The 16,651-nt window shown below is 72.8% G+C and carries 16 protein-coding genes; 6 read left to right on the top strand and 10 right to left on the bottom strand.

The window, feature by feature from the left end:
- The first annotated feature begins 91 nt into the window (after positions 1-91).
- Positions 92-934, top strand: a complete 843-nt coding sequence (locus BLW43_RS00410) for a CE1 family esterase (protein ID WP_093247519.1) — start codon at positions 92-94, stop codon at positions 932-934.
- Between the two features lie 136 nt (positions 935-1,070).
- On the opposite strand, the gene BLW43_RS00415 is transcribed toward BLW43_RS00410, so the two are convergent.
- The 4 genes from BLW43_RS00415 to BLW43_RS00430 form a co-directional block, all read right to left on the bottom strand.
- The gene (locus BLW43_RS00415) at positions 1,071-2,975 is read right to left on the bottom strand and encodes a methyl-accepting chemotaxis protein (RefSeq protein ID WP_175478692.1); all 1,905 of its coding nucleotides are present in this window, start codon (positions 2,973-2,975) and stop codon (positions 1,071-1,073) included.
- A gap of 178 nt (positions 2,976-3,153) precedes the next feature.
- Positions 3,154-4,095, bottom strand: a complete 942-nt coding sequence (locus BLW43_RS00420; protein ID WP_093247521.1) for a sugar kinase — start codon at positions 4,093-4,095, stop codon at positions 3,154-3,156.
- A gap of 3 nt (positions 4,096-4,098) precedes the next feature.
- Positions 4,099-5,034: a 2-hydroxyacid dehydrogenase gene (locus BLW43_RS00425; RefSeq protein WP_093247522.1), complete on the bottom strand. Its 936-nt coding sequence runs from the start codon at positions 5,032-5,034 to the stop codon at positions 4,099-4,101.
- A gap of 41 nt (positions 5,035-5,075) precedes the next feature.
- The gene (locus BLW43_RS00430; RefSeq protein ID WP_175478693.1) at positions 5,076-6,221 is read right to left on the bottom strand and encodes a LacI family DNA-binding transcriptional regulator; all 1,146 of its coding nucleotides are present in this window, start codon (positions 6,219-6,221) and stop codon (positions 5,076-5,078) included.
- 222 nt (positions 6,222-6,443) lie between these two features.
- Between BLW43_RS00430 and BLW43_RS00435 the strand changes: the two genes are divergently transcribed.
- Both BLW43_RS00435 and BLW43_RS00440 read left to right on the top strand, forming a co-directional pair.
- Complete coding sequence (locus tag BLW43_RS00435; RefSeq protein WP_093247524.1) at positions 6,444-7,373, top strand: NAD(P)-dependent oxidoreductase; 930 nt, start codon at positions 6,444-6,446, stop codon at positions 7,371-7,373.
- Positions 7,370-8,107: an SDR family oxidoreductase gene (locus tag BLW43_RS00440; protein WP_093247525.1), complete on the top strand. Its 738-nt coding sequence runs from the start codon at positions 7,370-7,372 to the stop codon at positions 8,105-8,107. The genes BLW43_RS00435 and BLW43_RS00440 overlap by 4 nt, the downstream gene beginning before the upstream one ends.
- A 4-nt stretch (positions 8,108-8,111) precedes the next feature.
- On the opposite strand, the gene BLW43_RS00445 is transcribed toward BLW43_RS00440, so the two are convergent.
- The gene (locus BLW43_RS00445; RefSeq protein WP_175478694.1) at positions 8,112-8,669 is read right to left on the bottom strand and encodes an ankyrin repeat domain-containing protein; all 558 of its coding nucleotides are present in this window, start codon (positions 8,667-8,669) and stop codon (positions 8,112-8,114) included.
- A gap of 100 nt (positions 8,670-8,769) precedes the next feature.
- On the opposite strand from BLW43_RS00445, the gene BLW43_RS00450 reads away from it, so the two are divergent.
- Positions 8,770-9,453: an HAD-IA family hydrolase gene (locus BLW43_RS00450; protein WP_093247526.1), complete on the top strand. Its 684-nt coding sequence runs from the start codon at positions 8,770-8,772 to the stop codon at positions 9,451-9,453.
- The gene (locus BLW43_RS00455) at positions 9,450-10,238 is read left to right on the top strand and encodes an ATP12 family chaperone protein (protein ID WP_093247527.1); all 789 of its coding nucleotides are present in this window, start codon (positions 9,450-9,452) and stop codon (positions 10,236-10,238) included. Before BLW43_RS00450 ends, BLW43_RS00455 begins: the two co-directional genes overlap by 4 nt.
- 2 nt (positions 10,239-10,240) lie before the next feature.
- On the opposite strand, the gene BLW43_RS00460 is transcribed toward BLW43_RS00455, so the two are convergent.
- On the bottom strand, positions 10,241-10,807 hold the full coding sequence (locus tag BLW43_RS00460) for a hypothetical protein (RefSeq protein WP_093247528.1): 567 nt from the start codon (positions 10,805-10,807) through the stop codon (positions 10,241-10,243).
- 42 nt (positions 10,808-10,849) lie between these two features.
- On the bottom strand, positions 10,850-12,031 hold the full coding sequence (locus BLW43_RS00465; RefSeq protein WP_093247529.1) for an acetyl-CoA C-acyltransferase: 1,182 nt from the start codon (positions 12,029-12,031) through the stop codon (positions 10,850-10,852).
- A 56-nt stretch (positions 12,032-12,087) separates the two neighbouring features.
- Between BLW43_RS00465 and BLW43_RS00470 the strand changes: the two genes are divergently transcribed.
- The gene (locus BLW43_RS00470; protein ID WP_093247530.1) at positions 12,088-12,330 is read left to right on the top strand and encodes a DUF3253 domain-containing protein; all 243 of its coding nucleotides are present in this window, start codon (positions 12,088-12,090) and stop codon (positions 12,328-12,330) included.
- Between the two features lie 86 nt (positions 12,331-12,416).
- Here the strand turns inward: BLW43_RS00470 and uvrC are convergent, their stop codons facing one another.
- The 3 genes from uvrC to BLW43_RS00485 all read right to left on the bottom strand — a co-directional run bounded on the left by uvrC (position 12,417) and on the right by BLW43_RS00485 (position 16,523).
- The gene (gene uvrC, locus BLW43_RS00475) at positions 12,417-14,306 is read right to left on the bottom strand and encodes an excinuclease ABC subunit UvrC (RefSeq protein ID WP_093248119.1); all 1,890 of its coding nucleotides are present in this window, start codon (positions 14,304-14,306) and stop codon (positions 12,417-12,419) included.
- Positions 14,307-14,751: 445 nt separating this feature from the next.
- Complete coding sequence (locus tag BLW43_RS00480; RefSeq protein ID WP_245730843.1) at positions 14,752-15,561, bottom strand: SDR family oxidoreductase; 810 nt, start codon at positions 15,559-15,561, stop codon at positions 14,752-14,754.
- A gap of 14 nt (positions 15,562-15,575) precedes the next feature.
- Positions 15,576-16,523, bottom strand: a complete 948-nt coding sequence (locus BLW43_RS00485) for a calcium/sodium antiporter (protein WP_093247531.1) — start codon at positions 16,521-16,523, stop codon at positions 15,576-15,578.
- Between the last annotated feature and the right edge of the window lie 128 nt (positions 16,524-16,651).

Below are 16,651 nucleotides of genomic sequence, written 5' to 3' on the forward strand. Positions count from 1 at the left end.
GGGCGCCGCGGTGGGCGCGGCCTGAGAAGTTCGTTGTCAAACGACGCGGCTGCGTCATCCTTTCCGGCGCATCGCCGCGAGGAGCTTCAGCATGCGCGCCGCCCTTTCCGCCGTCGCCTTCTTCGCCGCGCTGGCCCTGGGGGCCGTCGCGGCGGCCTGCCCCGGCGCGGGCGAGCCCTGCGCCGCCGGGGGCGGAAGCTATCGCGCGGCGCTGCCCGAGGGGCGGGCCGTAGGGCTCGCCATGTTCCTGCACGGCTGGGGCGGGCGCGCCGACGCGCAGATCGCTCAGGCGGACCTCGTCGGCCCGCTGCTGGCGCGCGGCTGGGCCGTGGTCGCGCCGCAGGGCGAGCCGCGCGCACCCGGCGACGCTGGCGGCCGCTGGAACTCGGCGCTGCGCGAGGGGGCGCGCGACGACATGACATTCCTGCGCGCGGTGTTCGCCGACGCCGGGCGCCGCTTCGGCCTGGAGGGCGCGCCGCGGCTTGCGGCGGGTTTCTCCGGCGGCGGCATGATGGTCTGGCGGCTCGCCTGCGACGCGCCGGACACCGCCGATTTCTACGCGCCGGTCGCCGGCCTGATGTGGCGCCCGCTGCCGGAGAGCTGCGCGGCGCCGGTGCGTCTGCTTCACACCCATGGCTGGAGCGATACGGTCGTGCCGATCGAGGGCCGCGCCGTCGGCGGCGGCGTCCTCACGCAGGGCGATCTCTTCGCGGGGCTCGACCTGCTGCGCGCCGCCAACGGCTGCGCCAGCGACGCGCCTGACGCCTATGACGCGCCGGCGCCCTTCCTGCGGCGGTTCTGGGCCGACTGCGCGCCGGGCGCCGCCCTCGGCCTCGCGCTCTGGCCCGGCGGCCATGCGACCCCGAGGGGATGGGCCGACATGGCGCTCGACTGGGTTGGGGGCCTGCCCGCCGACCTTCCGGAACGGCGCTGACGCGATGCGCCCGCCGGAGCGGGTGCGCCGTCTCTGTCCGGGTGGGGGCGCCCGGTCTTCGGTCCCCGTATTCGGAGCCGCATTCCGTCCCGTCTTCGGGCGCGGCGCATGCCGCGTCGCGCCCGATGGCGGGGCGTCAGGCGGCGCGGCGCATCGCGGTGGAGCCTTTCGGCAGGGTGAAGGCCGCGGCGGCGGCGTTCAGCGCCTCGATCTCCTGCTGCAGCGAGGTCGCGGCCATGGTGAAGCCTTCGGCCATGGCGGCGTTCTGCTGCGTGTCGCGATCCATCGCCGACATGGTGGTGTTGACCTGGGCCACTCCGGCGCTCTGCTCGTCTCCGGCCGCCGCCACCTCGGCGATGGCGGTGAGCAGGGGCGCCATCGCTTCGCTGATGCCCTGCAGCTTCTCGCTGGTCTCCCGCACGCCGCTGACCCCCTCCGAGACACGCTCGGAGCTTTCCTGGATCAGCGCCGTGATCGCCTTGGCGGCGTCGGCCGAGCGCTGCGCGAGGCTGCGCACCTCGCTCGCCACCACCGCGAAGCCGCGCCCGGCCTCGCCGGCCCGGGCGGCCTCGACCGAGGCGTTGAGCGCGAGCAGGTTGGTCTGGAACGAGATCGATTCGATCAGCGCGATGATGTCGGTGATCTTTGCGGAGCTCTCGGCGATGCGCTCCACCGCGCCGCGGGCGAGCTTGGCGGCGCCGGCGCCCTCGGTGCAGCGCTCGCCCACCGTGCTGGCGAGCGTCTCCGCGGTGCGCAGGCCTGCGGCGTTGGAGGCGATGGTCGCCGCCATCTCCTCCATCGCGGCCGCCGTCTCCTCGATCGAGGCGGCCTGCGCCTCGGTCTGGCTGGACAGACGCCCGGCGTTGGAGGCGATCTCGGTGGATCGCGCCGACGCCGTGCCGGCTGCCGAGCGCAGGCTGCTGATCATGACCGAGAGGCTTTCGGCGGTCGACTCGGCGTCCTGCCGCAGTTCGGCGAACGCGCCTTCGAGGTTCGAGGGCATGCGGTGGGTGAGGTCTCCGGTCGCCAGGGCCTTCAGGGCGGCGCGCAGCGCCTCCAGCCCGGCGCTGGTCGCGCCGACGAGGCGGTTGACGTTGTCGCCCAGCGTCTGGGTCTCGGCGCTGTCGAATTTTGCCGCGACCCGGCGCGAGAAGTCGCCGCGGGCGGCGGCCTCGACCACGGAGCCGATCTCGTGCGACAGCACCTTCCGCTCCGCCGCGGCGGCGGCGTCTCCGGCCTGACGCTCCGCGGTCATGCTCGCGATGCTCTCGGCGTTGCTGCGGAACACGTCGACGGCGCGGGCCATCGCGCCGATCTCCGTCCGCGCCGCGGCCTGGGGGATCGTGATCTTCGTGTCGTTCTGCGCCAGCGCGTTCATGGCGGCGATCATGCGGCCGAGAGGGCCGGTGATGCTGTAGGCGATCAGCAGGCCGATCGCGATCATGCTGAGAATGGCGGCGGCGGCGGCGGTGGACGCGATCGCGTGGAAGTTGGCGGCGGAGCCGCGCGCCTCGGCGCCCATGGTCTGGTTGCGCGCCTCCTGAAGGTCGATGAAGGCGTTGATGCGGGCGAGCGACTGCGTGAACAGGGGCCGCGCCTCGGTGAGCAGCAGGGCATGCGCCGCCTCGCGCTCGCCCGCGGCGACCATGGCGATGATCCGGTCGGAGAGCGGGCGCGTGCGCTCCTCGATCTCCCGGATGTCCCTGAGAATGCCCTGCTCGTCGCCATCGACCGGCATGGCCGCAAGCGGGCCGGCGGAATCGTCGTAGAAGGCGCGAAGCCGGTCGATCTCGGCGAGGGTTTCGGCGCGCTGTTTCGGGTCATCGAGGAGAACGACGTCGCGCACGGCGATCGCGCGGTCATGCACGCTGCCGCGGAAGTTGATCGCGTGGCGCTGCTTGACGCTGTTGACGTAGTTGATCTCGGCCAGGGTCGCGCTGATCGCGCCGACCTGGGATACCGAGAACGCCGTGAGGCCGATCAGCGTCAGCGCCGCGACGGCCATGAGCAGATAGAGCCGTTCGTTGATCCGCAAGTGCACGACGGTTCCCCTTCGGATTGTGTACGATCTGGAACCTTCTGCGCGATGAGTCATTGATGATGTATTGCGTTGGGGAGGGTTAACCAAGCTTTCGCCCAAGACGCCGACTGACAACCTTAAGTTTTTGACCGTCTCGACGAGGCCCAAGTGCAGGCCCGCGTGGCGGGTCAACCCCGCGTCACTGAACCGCGGATTGAGCCAGCATCACTGATTCGCGGGTGGGGATCGGAGCCACTGCGCCGTAGCCGGTGGTGGAGAGCGCGGCGGCGCAGGCGGCCCAGCGCGCCGCCGCCTCCGGCGCGTCGCCGGCGAGAAGGCGCGCGAGGAACGCGCCGTCGAAGCAGTCCCCGGCGCCGGTGGCGTCGACCGGGCTCACGCGGCGCGGCGGAATGTCGGTCTGCGCCTCGGGCGTCGCGAGCCGCGCGCCCTCCGCGCCGCGCTTCAGGACGACGAGGCCCGCGCAGCCCTGCGCGCGGCACCAGTCGATCTGCGCCGCCGGATCGTCGGAGCCCATCAGCCGCGAAAGGTCGTCGGCGCCGGGCAGGGCGACGTCGGCCAGCGCGAGCGCGGCCGCGATCACCTCGCGCGCCCGGTCAAGGCCACCTGACGCCTCGGGCCACAAGGCGGGTCGGAGATTTGTGTCGAAGCTCGTCAGCGTGCCGCCCGCCCGCGCGGCCCGCATCGCCGCGAAGCCGGCTTCGCGCGCGGCGTCGGAGATCGCAAGGCTGATGCCGCTGAGATGCAGCGCGCGGGCCTGGGCGATCGCCGCCGTCGGCAGACGGTCGGGGCCTAGCCGGGCGGCGGCGGAGCCCGCGCGCAGGAACGCGAAGCGGTGCCCCTCCGGCCCGTGCGAGACGAAGTAGACGCCGGTGGGGGCCTCGGGGTCGGTGGCCACGAGATCGTCCTGCACGCCCTCGATCCGCCATGTCGCGCGGATCGCGGCGCCGTGCTCGTCGGCGCCGAGCGCGCCGACCATGCCCGCGGCGCAGCCCTGACGCGCCGCGGCGATGGCGACGTTGGAGACGTCGCCGCCGACGCCGCGCAGAAAGCGGTCGGGCTGCGCCGGATCGGTCTGGTTGTACTCGATCAGCGGTTCGCCGAGGCAGAGGAGATCGGCCATCGCTCAGACCACCGGCGAGACGAGCGGCGCGCCGCTGAAATGGGCCTTGAGGTTGCGCACCACGCAGTCGCCCATGGCCCATCGCGTGTGATGGGTCGCGCTGCCGACATGGGGCGCCAGCACGACCTGCTCCATGGCGCGCAGCGCCTCCGGCACGCGCGGCTCGTCTGCGAAGACGTCGAGCGCGGCTCCGCCGAGCGCGCCTGTCCGCAGCGCCTCGATCAGCGCCGGCTCGTCCACCAGCGCGCCGCGCGCGACGTTGACGAGAGAGCCCTTCGGCCCGAGCGCCGCCATCACGCGCGCATCGACCACGCCGATCGTCTCGGGCGTCGCGGGGGCGATCACCACCAGCCAGTCCACCTCGGCCGCCATCGCCGCGAGGTCGTCGAAGTAGCGATAGGGGACGTCGGCCTGCGGCCGGCGGCCATGGTAGCTGACGGTCATCTTCATGGCCTCGAGCCGCCGCGCGATCTCCTTGCCGATGCGGCCTAGGCCGAGAATGCCGACGCCGGCCCCGGCGAGTTGCGCGGTCAGCGGATAGGCGCCCTCGCGCTCCCATCGCCCCGTGCGCACATAGGCGTCGCACGGCAGCAGGCGGCGGGCGAGGCAGACCATCAGCCCCACCGTCAGCTCCGCCACGGCGTCGTTCAGCACGTCCGGCGTGTTGGTGACGCGCACGCCCTGCGCCTGCGCGGTCTGCACGTCCACGCTGTCGTAGCCCACGCCGAAGGAGGCCACGATCTCGAGCTTCGGCAGCGCGCGCATCAGCGCGCCGGAGCAGCCCTTCGCGGTCGCGACGCCGCGGATGCGCGGGCCGAGTTCGGCGAGCGCCGCCGCCTCGTCCGGCGCCTCCCACAGCCGATGGACGTCGAACGCCTCGTCCAGCGCCTCCATGCAGGAAGCCAGCATCGGGCCTGGCATGAGAATTTCGGGCTTCATGGGCGCAATCTCCGGGGGGCGTTCGTGAAGGAAGGGCGGGGTCAGGCGCAGTCGGGCGCCGCGCGGGCGCCGCCGGGCGTGATCGGGCGGGGCGGGGCGGGGTCGGGCGAAGCCTGCTCTGGGACGGGGTCGGGCGAAGCCTGCTGTGGGGCGGGTTCGGGCGCGTCGGCTTGAGGCGGCGCGCTGCGGCAGCTCCCGCGGATCACCAGCTTCGGGTCGAGCGTCTCGTGACGCGGCGGCGCGTCGGGCGCATCGATGCGGGCGCGCAGCATTCCCGCCGCCGTTCGGCCGATACTGGCGGGATTGTCGAGCACGGTGGTGAGGCCGGGGTGGAAGGCGGCGGCCTCGTCCGTGCCGCCGACGCCCACGACGCCGACATGCAGCCCGGGCTCCAGCCCAAGCGCGCGCAGCGTGTTCATCGCGCCGAAGGCGACGAGGTCGTTGAAGCACACCAGCCCGTCGGGCGCCGGCGCCGCCGCCATGGCGCGGCGCGCGACCGCGGCGCCTTCCGCGAGACGGGGCCGGCACTGGAGCCAGAGCTCGGGCCCGGCGGGCAGACCCGCTTCGGCCAGCGCGGCGAAGAAGCTGTCGGCGCGGTCCTCGGCGACGGTCGTGCCCGCCATGCCCCCGAGCAGCGCAAGGCGCCTGCGCCCTGTCTCCAGCAGCCGCGCGACGGCGCGGCGGATGGCGACCGCGTCGGCGTTGACGACGTAATCGGCATGCGCGTCCTCGCGCAGCCGGCGCGAGACGTAGACTACCGGCGCGCCACGGTCGCGCAGCGGCGCGAAGATCGCCGGCGTCGCGCCCGGCGGCGGCGAGACGAGCAGCCCCTCCGCGCCATGGGCCGCGAGGCTGGCGACGAAGCGGGCCAGCGAGGCGGGATCCTCGCCGTGGTTGTTGATGAACACCGCCACGCCGTCCACCGCCAGCTCGGCCTCGATCGCGATCAGCATCTCCGCGAAGAACTGGTGCGCGATGTTGTGGAAGCTCACGCCGATGATACGGGTGCGCCCGGTGCGCAGCGCGCTCGCCGCCACGTTCGGGACGTAGCCGGCTTCGGCCACGGCGGCGCGCACCAGCGCCCGGGTCGCCTGCGCGATCATCGGGCTGTCGCGCAGGGCGAGCGAGACCGTGGCGGGCGACAGGCCCAGCTTCTCGGCGATCTGCCGCTGGGTCGGGGGCGCCATGGTCAGGGCGACCCTGCGCCGCGCGCCCGGCGCGTCGCGGAAATGTCCGATCCGAGTGAGACGGCGCGGCGGCCGTCGGCCTCTGGCTGGTATGGGACACGGTGCTCGGACGTCTCGGCAGACATGGGCGCTCTCTCGCCGCATGGGAGGTCGGGCCTTGCGGCGCGGGCTGCGGCGCCCCAGCGTAGCGCCGCTTAAACCGATTGAGAAGGGAGAGAGGCGATGGCCGCGACAGAGACGGGCAAGCCGGTGGTGGGATTCGTCGGCGTCGGCCTGATGGGCTGGGGCATGGCTAAGAACGTGGTCGAGAAGGGCTGGCCGCTGCGCGTCATCGCCCACCGCAAGCGCGAGGCGGTGAACGACCTCGTCGGCCGCGGCGCGGTGGAGGTCTCCAGCCTCAGTGACATGGCCGAACAGTGCGACGTCGTCGCGCTCTGCGTCACCGGCGCGCCGCAGGTGCAGGCGACGGTGGAGGGCCTCGTCGGCGAGGGCCGCGAGGGCGGGCGGCTGCGCGCGATCATCGACACCTCCACCTCCGAGCCCGAGGTGACGGCGCTGCTTGCGACCGAGATGGCGGCGCGCGGCTTGACGCTGATCGACGCGCCGCTCTCCCGCACGCCCTCCCACGCCTGGGACGGCGAGCTGACCACCTATGTCGCGGGCGACGCCGCGGCGCGCGATGAGTGGCGCGGGCTGCTCGGGGCCTGGGCGAGCGTCGTGATCGACGTCGACGGGCCGGCCGGCGCCGCGCACGCCTTCAAGCTGATCAACAACTCCATCGCCGTCGGCTACGCGGCGGTGTGGTCGGAGGCCTTCGCGATGGTCAAGCGGCTGGGCGCCGACCCGAACACGCTGCGCGAGATCGTCACCAACTCCGGCATGAATTGCGGCAACTTCCAGAACTTCGCGAAGTATCCCTGCGAGGGCGTTCCCGACGCACATAAGTTCGCACTGGTGAACTGCCTCAAGGACATCACCTACTACAGCCGCATGGCGGACGCGAAGGGGTCTGTGCGGCTTGTGTCGGCCGGCGTGGCGGAGGCGCTCAAGGCCGGGGTCAACCTCGGCATGGGCGAGAAGATGATGCCGCAGATGAGCGACATCTTCGCGGCGCTGAACGGCGACGAACCCTGGGGGGAGGACAAGGCATGAGCAGGCTTGCGGGCGAGACGGCTTTCCTGACGGCGGCGGGGGCGGGCATCGGCCGCGCCACGGCGCTTGCGTTCAAGGCCGAGGGCGCGCGCGTGGTCGCGACGGATCTCAACGCCGACGCGCTGAAGGATCTCGCGGCGCAGGGCGTCGAGACCATGGCGCTCGACGTGCGCGACGGCGCCGCGGTCAACGCCGCCATCGCCGCTGCGGGCGAGGTCTCGGTGCTGTTCAACTGCGCGGGGTTCGTGGCCCATGGCACGGTGCTCGACGGCGACGAGGCGGAATGGGACTTCTCCTTCGACCTCAACGTGAAGAGCATGTGGCGCACCCTGCGCGCGGCGCTGCCGGGGATGCTGGCGCGCGGCGGCGGCTCGATCATCAACATGGCGTCGGTCGCCGGCTCGATCAAAGGCGCCCCCAACCGCGCCGCCTATGGCGCGACCAAGGCGGCGGTGATCGGGCTGACCAAGGCGGTGGCGGCGGATTTCGTGAAGCAGGGCGTGCGCTGCAACGCGATCTGCCCCGGCACGATCCAGTCGCCTTCGCTGGAGGGTCGCATCCGCGCGCTGCCCGGCGCCTATGACGACAACCGCGCCGCCTTCGTCGCCCGCCAGCCCATGGGCCGGGTGGGCGAGGCGGAGGAGGTCGCGGCGCTCGCCGTCTATCTCGCCGGCAGGGAGAGCGCCTTCGTCACCGGGGCGGAGTTCAAGATCGACGGCGGCTGGTCGATCTGACGCCTCAGAGGCAGTCGAGGAACGCCGCGCGCGCCACGCCGTAGAGTTCGGGCGTCTCGATGCGGATGCGCTCGAGCGTCTCTGCCGGGAGCGCCGGGGCGCCGCGCGCGTCCTTGCCGCAGGCGTCGGCGCCGGCGGCGACGAGAAGGGCGGCGGTTGTGGCGTCCTTGGCCATGTGCAGCGCCGTCTCGCCGCGCGCATCGCGCGCCAGCGGGTCGGCGCCGGCGCCCAGAAGCGCGGCGAGCACGCCGACGGGCGCGCCGGCGCGGGCGGCGTAGTGCAGCGGGCTCAGCCCGTTGGCGTCGAGCGCCCGCGGGTTCGCGCCGCGCTCGACCATGGCGCGGATGAGGTCGCCGTCGCCGACCGATTCGGCGGCGCGGTGCAGCGGCGTCGCCATCTCCGCGTCGCGCGCCTCAAGCTCCGCCCCGAAGGCGCCCACCTCCAGTTCGAGCGCCAGCGCAGGCCCGCGCCCGGGGCCGATGAGGGCGAAAAGGCGGGCGGCGTCGTCCTGCGCGAGCGCAGGGGCGGCGGCGAGAAGGGCGATGAGCGTCAGGCGGCGCATGGTCCCATCCTCGCGCGGAACCGTCTCCAAGTCGTCAAGCCGTGGCGCCCGGCGCGCGCCCGCGCTAGACAGCGCCGCAACCGCCGGAGAGGGGGCCGCGATGGCCGACGCGCTGAGACTGATCCTGTTTGACGTGGACGGCACGCTGATCGACAGCGCCGGGCTGATCTCCGCCGCCATGGCCGAGGCCTTCTCCGCCGCCGGCCGCCGCGCGCCGACGCCTATCGAGACCCGCACGATCATCGGCCTGTCTCTGCCCATCGCCGTCGCGCGCCTCGACCCCGACCTCGACCCGCCGGCGCTCGACGCCGTGACGGCCGCCTACAAGGCCGCCTTCGTGCGGCTGCGCGCGACGGGCGACGAGGCGACGGCGACGCCGCTCTTTCCCGGCGCGCGCGCGGCGCTGGAGCGCGGCGACGCCTCGGGCGCGCTGATGGGCGTCGCCACCGGCAAGGCGCGGCGCGGGCTGGAGCACATCCTCGACGGCCATGACCTGCGCGGCTTCTTCGTGACGACCCAGACGGCGGACGACGCGCCCTCCAAGCCGCATCCCGGCATGGTGCTCAACGCCCTGCGCGCGACGGGCGTGGACGGCGCCCGCGCGGCGGTGGTGGGCGACACGAGCTATGACATGGCGATGGCGCGCGCGGGCGGGGCGGCGGCGATCGGCGTCGCCTGGGGCTGCCACCACGCCGACGCGCTGATCGACGCCGGCGCGCAGGCGATCATCGAGAGCTTCGAGGCGCTGGACGACGCGCTTGAGCGGCTGGGGGTCGGCGCATGAGCGACCGCCGAGGCGCACCCGACCCTCGCACGCCCGAGCCGCGCACGCCCGAGCAGATCGCGCGCGCGGCTGACGCGCGCCCGGTGCGCAGGCGGTTCTGGTCCGAGGCCCTGGCGCTCGAGACCAGCTCGGGCTGGGGCGTCGCGCTCGACGGCAAGCCGCTCCAGACCCCTGCGCGCGCCGCGCTGGCGATCCCCGTCCGCGCCGTCGCCGAGGCGATGGCCGCGGAGTGGAACGGCGCCGGCGAGGCATTCGATCCGCTGGCGATGCCCATCACGCGCGCCGTCAACACCGCCATCGACAGGGTGGCGCCCAACCGCGCCGCCGTCGCCGCGGAGGTCGCCGCCTATGGCGAGAGCGACCTGCTCTGCTACCGGGCGGAGGCGCCGGAGGCGCTGGTCTCGCGGGAGGCGGCGGCGTGGGATCCGTGGCTCGCCTGGATGCGCGAGACGTGGGGCGCGCCGCTCGTCTGCGCCTCCGGCGTGCTGCATGTCGAGCAGCCGCCGACGAGCGTGGCGCGCCTGCGGGCGCTGGTGGCGGGGCGGGACGCCTTTGCGCTGACGCCCCTGCACGAGATGGTGGCGCTCTCGGGCTCGCTGGTGCTGGGGCTCGCCGTCGCCGAGGGCGCGCTCGACCCCGCGGAGGGCTGGGCGATCAGCCGCGTCGACGAGACATGGCAGGCCGAGCAGTGGGGCGAGGACGCCGAGGCCGCCGGGGCCGCCGCGCGCAAGGCGGCCGATTTCGCCGCCGCCGCGCGCCTCGCCGCGCTGCTCAAGGCGCGCTGAACTCAGAACCGCCGACGCAGCCCCATCGCAAGCGCGTTCGAGCCGCCATCCTCGCCGAACAGGCCGTAGGCGGTGGAGCGATGGTGCAGCCGCCCGATCAGGCTCCATGGGCTGTCGGGCGCGGCGACCTCCAGCTCGATCATCCAGTAGGCCATGAAAGCCTGACTGTCGCCCTCGTTCTCGACTTCCTGCGCCGGCGTCTCGCCGGCGAGCGACAGGCCGAGCCCGAAAGCGGCGCTGGAGCGCACGGTCTCGTCCCATGGAAACCGCGACCAGCGCGCGACCGCGATCGGCGCGTTCACCTCCCAGTGCGTCTGCCCGCCGAAATGACGCACGATCTGCCCCTCCAGCTCGATGGACAGCCCGTCCAGCGGCTCGGCCACGCGGGCGGAGACGGCTGCGCCCGCCAAGTGGCTGTCGGTGAACTCTATCGACCCCGGCGAGAGGAAGACCTCGTCCCAGGTGTTGTCGAGCGTCGTCCCGCCGAAAGCCGAGAGGGCGTAGGGGCCGAGGTCGGCGCCGGCGACGCCGGGGCTTGCCGCGAGCAGGGCGGCGAGGACGGTGCGCATGGCGCGATCTCCCTTTCAGCGCGCCGTCGGCGGCGCGGCCAGTCAGTCCCGCGTCACGGCGACGGCTGTCGCCTCTCCGCCGCCGATGCAGATCGCCGCGACGCCCCGCCGGGCCCCGCGCCGCGCCATCTCGGCGATGAGGGTGACGAGGATTCGCGCGCCCGACGCGCCGATAGGATGCCCCAGCGCGCAGGCGCCGCCGTTCACATTCACCAGATCATGCGGCAGGCCCAGGTCGCGCATCGCCGCCATCGGCACGACGGCGAAGGCCTCGTTGATCTCCCAAAGCTCGACGTCGCCCACGCTCCAGCCCACGCGCTCAAGCACCTTGCGGATCGCCGGGATCGGCGCGGTGGGGAACTGCGCCGGCGCGGCGGCGTGGCTCGCATGGGCGATCAGCCGGGCCATGGGCGCGCGGCCGTCCGCCTCGGCGTCGGCCAGCCGCATCAGCGTCAGCGCCGCCGCGCCGTCCGATATCGAGGAGGAGTTGGCGGGCGTCACCGTGCCGCCGTCGCGGAAGGCGGGCTTCAGGTGCGGGATGCGTTCGGGCCGCGCCTGCGCCGGCTGCTCGTCGGCGTCCACCACGGTCTCGCCCTTGCGCCCCCGCGCCGTCACTGGCGCGATCTCGGCCGCGAATCGCCCCTCCGCCTGCGCAGCCAGCGCCCGCTCCAGCGAGGCCAGCGCATAGGAGTCCTGCGCGTCGCGGGTGAATTGGAACGCCTCGGCGCAGTCCTCCGCGAAGGTTCCCATCAGGCGGCCCCTGTCGTAGGCGTCCTCCAGCCCGTCGAGGAACATGTGGTCCTGCAGGACGGCGTGGCCGAGCCGGGCGCCGGCGCGCATCTTCGGTGCGAGGTAGGGGGCGTTCGACATGCTCTCCATGCCGCCGGCGACGATGACGCGGCCCTCGCCGGCGCGCAGCGCGTCCATCGCCGTCATGGCGGTCTTCATGCCCGAGCCGCACATCTTGTTGACGGTGGAGCAGGGCGTCGCCTGCGGCAGGCCGGCCCCGAGCGCCGCCTGCCGCGCCGGGGCCTGGCCGAGCCCGGCCGGCAGCACGCAGCCCATCAGCGCCTCGTCGACCATCTCCGGGGGCACGCCGCCCAGGGCGGCGCGGATCGCCGCCGCGCCCAGTTCCGGCGCGGTCAGCGGCGCGAGCGCGCCCTGAAACCCGCCCATCGGCGTGCGCGCCGCGCCCACCACCGCGATCGGCTCCGCCTGCGCCATCTCCGCCTCCAGTGCTAGGTTGCCTTGACGGTATCGCGCAGGGGAGGGCGCGCACAATGGACAACGAAGCGGTCAGAGAGGCCATCCTCGCCGCCCTCGCCATGCGAGGGCCTGGCAAGAGCATTTGCCCGTCGGAGCCCGCCCGCGCCCTCGCGGCGGACTGGCGCCCACTGATGCCGCAGGTGCGTGATGCCGCCGCCCGGCTTGCGGACGAGGGCCGGCTGGTCGTCACGCAGAAGGGTGCGCCGGTTGACGCCCGCGCCGCGAGGGGGCCGATCCGCCTGCGCCCGCCCGACTGACGCCTCCCGACCGGCGCCCGCCCTGCTGACGCCGCAGCCCTGCGTCGCCGGCCCGACGTCACCCGCTCAAGGCGGCCACGGTCCGCTCAGGCCGCGCCGTGGAAGAAGGCGTAGAGCGCCTCGGCGGTCTTCTCCGACACGCCCTCGACCTTCATCAGATCCTCGACGCCGGCGCGCGAGACCGCCTTGGCCGAGCCGAAATGCGCCAGCAGCGCGCGCTTGCGGGCCGGGCCGATGCCCGGCGCCTCGTCGAGCGGGGTCTGCGTCGTCGCCTGCGCGCGGCGGGCGCGGTGGGCGCCGATGGCGAAGCGGTGCGCCTCGTCGCGCAGCCGCTGCACGAAGTAGAGCGTCGGGTCGCGATGCGGCAGGGCGAAGGCGCGGCGGCCGGGGACGTGGAACTCCTCCTTGCCGGCGTCGCGATCGACCCCCTTCGCGACGCCGACCAGCGCCACGTCGTCCACCCCAAGCTCGTCCAGCGCCGCCACGGCCGCCGACACCTGCCCCTGGCCGCCGTCGATCAGCACGAGGTCGGGCCAGTCGCCCTTCTCGCGGTCGGGGTCCTCCTTCAGGAGCCGCGAGAAGCGCCGCGTCAGCACCTCCCGCATCATGCCGAAATCGTCGCCCGGCGTGAGGCCGTCGGCGCGGATGTTGAACTTGCGGTACTGGCCCTTCACGAAGCCGTCCGGCCCCGCCACCACCATCGCCCCCACGGCGTTGGTTCCCATGATGTGGGAGTTGTCATAGACCTCGATGCGCCGCGGCGCGGCGTCGAGCCCGAACGCCTCGGCGAGGCTGTCGAGCAGGCGGGCCTGGCTGGCGCTCTCGGCCATGCGGCGGGCGAGCGACTCGCGGGCGTTGCGCAGCGCGTCGTCGAGCAACCGGCGCTTTTCCCCTCGTTTCGGCGAGGCGATGGTCACGCGCCGCGCCGCGGTGATCGACAGCGCCTCCTCCAGCAGCGCCGCGCCGGGCAGGGCGTGGGAGGTGAGGATCAGCCGCGCCGGCTGCTTGCCGCCGTAGAACTGCGCGAGGAACGCCTCCAGCACCTCCTCCGGTTCGGCGCCGGAGACGGTGCGCGGGAAGTAGGCGCGGTTCCCCCAGTTCTGGTTGGCCCGGTAGAAGAACACCTGCACGCAGGCCTGCCCGCCCTCCTCGTGCAGCGCCACGACGTCGGCCTCCTCCACGCCCTCGGGGTTGACGTCCTGGCTCGCCTGCACGGCGGTCAGGGCGCGGATGCGGTCCCTGAGCGCGGCGGCGCGCTCGTACTCCATCGCCTCCGCCGCCCTGGCCATCTCGGTCGCCAGCGTCTCCTGCACCCTGGTGGAGCGGCCTTCGAGGAAGCGGATCGCGTCCTCCTGCATCTCGGCGTAGGCCTCCTCGTCGACGTAGCCGACGCAGGGGGCGCAGCAGCGCTTGATCTGGTGCAGCAGGCACGGCCGCGTGCGGTTCGCGAAGATCGAGTCGCGGCAGGTGCGCAGCAGGAACGCCTTCTGCAGCGTGTTGATGGTGCGGTTGACGGCCCCGGCGGAGGCGAACGGCCCGAAATAGCGCCCAGACGTCGCCCGCGTGCCACGGTGCTTGCGCAGCTGCGGGAACGGATGGTCGCCGCCGATCAGGATGTGCGGGAAGCTCTTGTCGTCGCGCAGCAGCACGTTGAAGCGCGGCTTGAGCTGCTTGATGAGGTTGGCCTCCAGCAGCAGCGCCTCGGTTTCGGTTTCGGTGGTGACGAACATCATCGAGGCGGTCGCCGCGATCATCCGCGAGATGCGCGTCGAATGCCCCGAGCCGTTGGCGTAGTTCGCCACGCGCTTGCGCAGCGACCGGGCCTTGCCGACGTAGAGGACCGCGGATTTCGCGTCGAGCATCCGATAGACGCCGGGTCGATCGGGCAGGGAGGGCAGGTAGGCGCGGATCGCCTCCGCCCCGCCGGCGCGCGCAGGGGCCCCTTCGAGGGTCGCGCCCTCCTCCTCGAAACCCATGCCCGGCGTCGTCTCCCCGCCGCCGAGCGGGATGCTCTCGCCTTCCCCGAAACCGCTCAATTCCCCTCTCCCGATCCTGGCCTGTCGCTGTTTACGGTTTGGAAACGAATCCCGTTGAGGCCATGGCGCCTTGGTATTGAGTCGCGCCGCCCCTTAGCCCGACCTCCATACTCCGGCAATCGAAATTGCGTCCCCGAAAGATGTGGATAACTCTGTCGACAGAATCTTGCCGATATTGAAATTCGCTGAATTCACAAGCCCCTCACCATCATGCCTAAAAAAGCGGCATATTCTCAACAAGCTGTTTTTGCTCAATAAAAAAGGTAAACAACGGTAAAGCTCTGGTGAAACTAACAGAATCGCGACGGCTTTGCGACGCGCGTGCGTCAAGTGGAAAAGGGAGTCCGTCCGATCTCGCTTCGAAACGGAACAGGCGCCGCGCCGCCTACTCGACGCCCAGCACATCGGGCGTCCTCCAGCCGAGATGCTGTCCACCGTCGATCGCCAGCATCTGTCCCGTAAACGACCTCGCGCCGAGGATGTAGCGCAGCGCGGCGACGATGTCGGCGGGCGCCGCGCCGCGCTCCAGCGGCGTCGCGGCGCGCTGGGCGGCGAAGTGCGCCGCCGACTGGCGGACGCCCTGCATCGTCGGGCCCGGCCCGATCGCGTTCACCCGGATGCGCGGGGCGAGCGCCTGCGCCGCGGTGCGCGTGAAGGTCCACAGGCCCGCCTTCGCGATGGTGTAGGTCATGAACTGCGGCGTGAGCTTCCAGACGCGCTGATCGATGAGGTTCACCACGCAGGCGCGCGCATAGGGCAGGCCGTCCTCGTCGACGCCCGGCGCCGGCGCCTGTTCGGCGAAGTGCTGGGTCAGACGGAAGGGCGCCCAGAGATTGCTGTCGATGTGCCGGTCCCAGCTCTCGCGCGAGGCGCTGTCGATGTCGTCGTGCTCGAAGATCGAGGCGCTGTTGACGAGCAGCGTCAGCGGCGCATCCAGCGCGGCGGCGGCGTCGGCTACAAGCCGGTCGACCGCAGCGCCGTCGAGCAGATCCGCCCGCACCACGGCCGCGCGCGGAGCGCCGGCGGCCTCCGCCTCCAAGGCGGTCGCCTCGGCTTCCGCCACCGAGGTCTTGCAGTGGATCGCCACCGACCAGCGCTGCGCCGCGAGGTCCAGCGCCATCTCGCGCCCCAGGCGCTTTCCCGACCCCGTCACGAGGGCCGCGCCCGCCGCCATCGCTCCCGTCAAGCCGTCCATCGCAGCAGCTCCGATCAGATCCGCGGCCCCAGCACCGCCACTGCGAACAGAACATAGAGCGCGATGAAGGCGAGACCCGCGAGCCGGCCAAGTCGCCAGCGCGGGTAGAGGCAGACGCCGATCAGCGCGCTGGCCGCCAGCATCACCCACAGGTCGAGCGACAGGAACTCCGGCGCGACGGAGATCGGGGCCACGAGGCTCGACACGCCCATGATGCCGAGGATGTTGAAGATGTTGGAGCCGATGACGTTGCCCATCGCCACGTCCGCCTCGCGCCGCAGCGCGGCGGAGATCGACGTCATCAGCTCCGGCAGCGAAGTTCCGACCGCGACGAGGGTCAGCCCCACCGCCGCCTCGGTGAGGCCGTAGGCCATCGCAACGCCCCGCGCGCCCTCGATCAGCAGATGCGCCCCCAGCGGCAGCCCGACCACGCCCGCGGCCAGCAGCGCCGCGACCTTCCACGTCGCCATGGTCGGGTCGACGTCCTCCAGCTCCTCGAGGTCGGCGGCCGCGGTGGGGTCGTTGCGGCTCTCCCGCCATGTGTCCGTCAGCATCCAGCCGAGCACCGTCAGCAGCAGAAGCCCGTGCCAGACGGTTAACGGCCCGACGGCGCAGAGCCCGATGAACAGCAGGCTTGCGCCGATCATGATGAGCCAGCTGCGGCGGCAGTCGCAGTCCTTCGTCTCGATGCCCGAGATCATCGCGGGCACGCCGAGCACCAGCAGCACGTTCGCGATGTTGGACCCCACGACGTTGCCCATCACGATGCCGTCGGCGTCGTCGAGCGCCGCCTGCACGCCGACGAACAGCTCCGGCGCGGATGTGCCGAAGGCTACGACCGTGAGGCTGATCACCAGCACCGAGACGCCGAGCTTGAGGCTGAGCGCCACCGCGCCGCGCACCAACGCGTCGCCGGCGCCGACGAGCAGAGCAAGTCCGGCGAGCGTGAACATCAAGTCCATGGCTTCTCCTGTGGGCCGGCGGGCGGCGCCGCTGGAAGTGCTGCGGTCGGGCGGTGGGCGTGCGGTTGGGATGGAAGCGGGTCGCTCGGCTGCGAGGGGGGAGGCATGCGCGGCGCTGAGCTGGGCGC

It is taken from the genome of Rubrimonas cliftonensis, from assembly GCF_900107585.1.
Classification (GTDB): domain Bacteria; phylum Pseudomonadota; class Alphaproteobacteria; order Rhodobacterales; family Rhodobacteraceae; genus Rubrimonas; species Rubrimonas cliftonensis.